Origin of the sequence: Streptomyces sp. NPDC000983 (assembly GCF_040299205.1) — a bacterium.
In the GTDB taxonomy this organism is placed as follows: domain Bacteria; phylum Actinomycetota; class Actinomycetes; order Streptomycetales; family Streptomycetaceae; genus Streptomyces.
This window is the reverse complement of the sequence record NZ_JBEPBM010000101.1, coordinates 1-4,607: the sequence shown is the minus strand read 5'-3', so window position 1 is coordinate 4,607 and position 4,607 is coordinate 1. Positions and strand designations below refer to the sequence as shown.

Genomic DNA, 4,607 nt, shown 5'->3' with positions numbered 1-4,607 from the left:
ACCGGCAACACCGCATGCAACACACCATCCAGCAAAGCCGGATGCACCCCGAACCGCCCCACCTCCCCCCGAACCGACTCCCCCAACACCACCTCGGCAAAGACCTCATCACCCCGCCGCCAGGCGGCGGTCATCCCCTGGAAGGCGGGCCCGTAGCCGTAGCCGGCGGCTTCGGCCCGGTCGTAGAAGCCGGACACGTCGACGGGCTCCGCGCCCTGGGGAGGCCACTCGGTGAGGTCGCCCGGAATCCGCACGGCGTCGTTCGACACGGCGCCGACCGCGTACGTGGTCCACGGCGTCTCGATGCCGGTGTCGTCGGCCCGGCCGTGGATGGTCAGGGCCCGCCGGCCGGTTGCGTCGGGCGAGGCTACGACAACCTGGATCTGTACGGCCGAGTCCGCGGGGAGGACGAGCGGTGTCTGGAGGGTGAGTTCGGCCAGATGACCGCACCCGACCTCGTCCCCCGCCCGAACCGCCAACTCCACAAACCCCGTCCCCGGGAACACGACCGTCCCCGCGACAGCGTGATCCGCAAGCCAGGGATGCGTACGCAGAGACAACCGACCGGTCAGCACAACCCCGCCATCAGCGGCGAGGCTCACGGCCGCGCCGAGGAACGGATGGTCAGCGGCGGCCAGGCCCAGCTCGGCGGGGTCGCCTGCGGTCCCTGTCGTCCCGACCCAGTACCGCTCGCGCTGGAAGGCATACGTCGGCAGCTCGACACGCTCAACGGCCCGCCCCGCGAACACAGCCGACCAGTCGACGTCCACACCCCGCACCCACAACTCAGCCGCACTGGCGACGAAACGAGCGTTCTCGTCCTCGTCCCGACGCAACGTGCCGACCACCACGACCGGCTTCTCCACAGCCTCCGCGACAGCCTGCACGGCCGTCGTCAACACCGGATGGGCGGACACCTCGATCAGCGGCGCATGTCCACGAGCGAGGGCATCCTGAATCGCGTCGGTGAAGCGAACCGGCTGCCGCAGACCCTCGTACCAGTACGTCGCACCCATGGTCGTCGTGTCGAGCAGCTCACCCGTCACCGTCGAGATCAGGGGAATGCGGGAAGGACGGGGCTGAACAGGGGCGAGAGCGTCGAGGAGCCGGTCCCGGATGTCCTCCACCTGTGCGGAGTGGGAGGCGTAGTCCACGGGGACGCGACGGGCCCGTACCCCGGCCGCCTCGACCACCGCCGCGATCTCATCCAGCGCCTCCGGGTCACCGGCGACGACCGTGGCATCCGGTCCGTTGTAGACGGCGATCGACACCCGGTCCCCGTACGAACTCACCCACTCCGACACCCGCTCCGGACCCGCCGCAAGCGACAACATGCCACCACGACCGGCCAGTTCATCCCGTACTGCGGCTGATCGCAGCGCCACCACCCGCGCCGCATCCTCCAGACTCAGCGCACCGACCACCGCCGCAGCCGCAATCTCCCCCTGCGAATGACCAATCACCGCAGCCGGCTCCACACCCAGCGACTCCCACACAGCCGCCAACGACACCATCACCGCCCACAACACCGGCTGCACCACATCAACCCGCCGCAGCCAGGCGTCGTCATCACCGCGCAGTACGTCGGTGAGCGACCAGTCCACGAAGGGCGCCAGGGCGGCCTCGCACTCCGCGATCCGTGAGGCGAACACCGGCGAGGACTCCAACAACCCCCGCCCCATCCCCACCCACTGCGACCCCTGCCCCGGGAACACGAACACCGCCGCGTCGGCACCGCCTGCGGTCTCACCCGCGACGGCGTTACGGGCAGCACCACCGGAGGCCAACACCTCCAGTGCGGCGGCCAGTTCAGTTGTCTCGTGCCCCCACACCACAGCCCGGTGCTCCAGCGCCGAACGCGAAGACCACAGCCCCCACCCGACGTCCACCGGTGAACCCACCACACCGGTCAAGCGCCCGGCCTGCGCGGCCAACGCATCCGCCGTACACCCCGACACCAGCCACGGCACCACCGGCGAACCCGACAACCCACCAGAACCGGAGACCACCAGTGGCGTCGCCCCCGAGTCGGCTTGCTCCAGGATCACGTGGGCGTTCGTCCCGGAGATACCGAAGGCGGAGACACCCGCGCGTGCCGGGCGGCCGTCGGGACGCAGTTCCACGGGAGCAGTGAGCAGTTGGACGCGGCCGGTTGTCCAGTCGACGTGCGGAGTCGGCTCGTCGACATGCAGAGTGCGCGGGAGCACGCCTTCCCGCAGCGCCATCACCATCTTGATGACGCCCGCGACACCCGCAGCGGCCTGCGTGTGCCCGACGTTCGACTTCACCGACCCCAGCCACAGCGGCCGCTCGGCATCCCGCCCCTGCCCGTAGGTGGCCAGCAGAGCCTCGGCCTCGATCGGATCGCCCAACCGGGTGCCCGTTCCGTGCGCCTCCACCACATCCACATCGGCCGGACTCACACCGGCGTTGGCGAGCGCGGCCCGGATGACACGCTGCTGTGAGGGCCCGTTCGGCGCCGTGAGGCCGTTGGACGCGCCGTCCTGATTGATCGCGGACCCCCGCACAACCGCCAGGACCTGATGCCCGTTGCGACGAGCGTCCGACAGCCGCTCCACCACCAGGACACCGACACCCTCGGCCCAACCCGTACCGTCGGCTGCCGCGGCGAACGGCTTGCAGCGACCGTCCGCCGACAGCCCGCGCTGCCTGCTGAACTCAAGGAACAGCCCCGGACTCGGCATCACGGTCACGCCGCCCGCGAGGGCGAGATCGCACTCGCCGTTGCGCAGCGACTGCACGGCCAGGTGCAGCGCGACCAGCGACGACGAACAGGCCGTGTCGACGGTCACCGCCGGACCCTCAAGGCCGAACGTGTACGACAGCCGGCCCGACACGACACTCGCCGCGTTACCGGTCAGTGAGAACCCTTCGACTGCTTCCGGGGTGCGCTCCAGGTCGACCAGGTAGCTGGGGTAGCCGGCGCCGACGAAGACACCGCTGTTTGAACCCCTCAGCGAGGCCATGGCGATGCCGGCGCGCTCCAGCGCCTCCCAGGTGGTCTCCAGCAGCAGCCGCTGCTGCGGGTCCATCGCCAGGGCCTCGCGCGGCGCGATGCCGAAGAGATGCGGGTCGAACTCGGGCGCCTCGTAAAGGAATCCGCCCTGCCGGGTGTAGCTGGTACCGGGGTGTGCCGGGTCGGGGTGGTAGAGGCCGTCCAGGTCCCAGCCTCGGTCGGCCGGGAAATCCCCGACCGCGTCGGCGCCTTCGTTGACCAGTCGCCACAGGTCCTCGGGGGAGTCCACGCCTCCGGGGTAGCGGCAGGCCATGCCGACGATCGCGATGGGCTCGTCCGGCGTCACCGGTGTGGCGGTCAGGTTCGGCCCGACCGGCTCGTCCGTGAGCGCCCCCCAAAGCTCGGCGTGAAGGTAGCCGGCAACGCGTGTCGGCGTCGGGTGGTCGAAAACGAGCCCGGTGGGAAGTCGGAGGCCGGTGGCCGTGCCGAGGCGGTTGCGGAGTTCGACGGCGGTGAGGGAGTCGAAGCCCTGCTCCTTGAAGGAGCGTTCGGCGTCGACGGACTGTTCCGAGCTGTGCCCGAGGACCGCGGCGACCTGCGTACGGACCAGCTCCACGAGGTGCCGCTCCCGCTCGACACGGTCGAGCCCGGCGAGCCGATCGGCCAGGGAGTTCGTGTCGGAGGTTCCGGCCACCGTGTCGGCCGTACGGCGGCTGGAGGTGGTGCGGACGAGTCCGGTCAGGATCGCGGGTACGGATTCGGCGCGGCGCAGGGCGGCGAGGTCGAGACGGGCGGGCACCAGGGCGGCATCCGCCGAGGCAAGGGCCCTGTCGAGCAGAGCAAGTCCTTCCGCCGAGGACATCGGCGCCAGGCCGGTACGGCTCAGCCGCTGCCGGTCCGCCAGGCCCAACTCCCCCGTCATACCGCTCGCCCGCTCCCACAGACCCCACGCGAGAGAGGACGCGGGCAGACCGTCGGCTCGGCGCCGATGTGCCAGAGCGTCCAAGAACGCGTTCGCAGCGGCGTAGTTGGCCTGTCCAGCACCGCCCAGGACACCGGAGACCGAGGAGTACAGGGCGAAGAACGCCAAGTCCTGGTCTCGGGTCAACTCGTGCAGATTGACAGCGGCTTGAGCCTTCGGACGCCAGACCTCCGCGAACTGCTCGGGAGTGAGGGAGGTAACCAGACCGTCGGCCAACACGCCCGCCGCGTGGACAACTCCCGTGAGATTACGGCCGTCCAGCAGAGCGGCGAGCTGCGCGCGGTCGGCGGCATCACAGGCAGCCACTTCGGCCTGAGCACCCAACTCAGATAGTTCCACCATAAGTTCGGGGGATCCTGAATCCCCCCTCCGGCTGATGAGCAGGAGGTTGCGCACGCCGTGGTCGGTCACCAGGTGGCGGGCCAGCAGGCCGCCCAGCGTGCCGGTCCCGCCCGTGACCAGCACCGTGCCCTCAGCATCCACAACCCGCGGCATCGTGAGGACGACCTTGCCGACATGCCTCGCCTGGCTGATGAACCGGAACGCCTCCGGCGCCTTACGCACATCCCACGCCCGCACCGGCAACGGCTCCAGCACACCCGCCCCGAACAAGCCCATCAACGCACGCAGCATCTCCCCGATCCGCAC

1 protein-coding gene is annotated in these 4,607 nt (G+C 70.2%); it reads right to left on the bottom strand.

The window, feature by feature from the left end; translation table 11 throughout:
* Nucleotides 1–4,607: type I polyketide synthase (locus ABT296_RS38380; RefSeq protein ID WP_351934748.1), on the bottom strand; the 4,607-nt coding region annotated here is incomplete at both ends.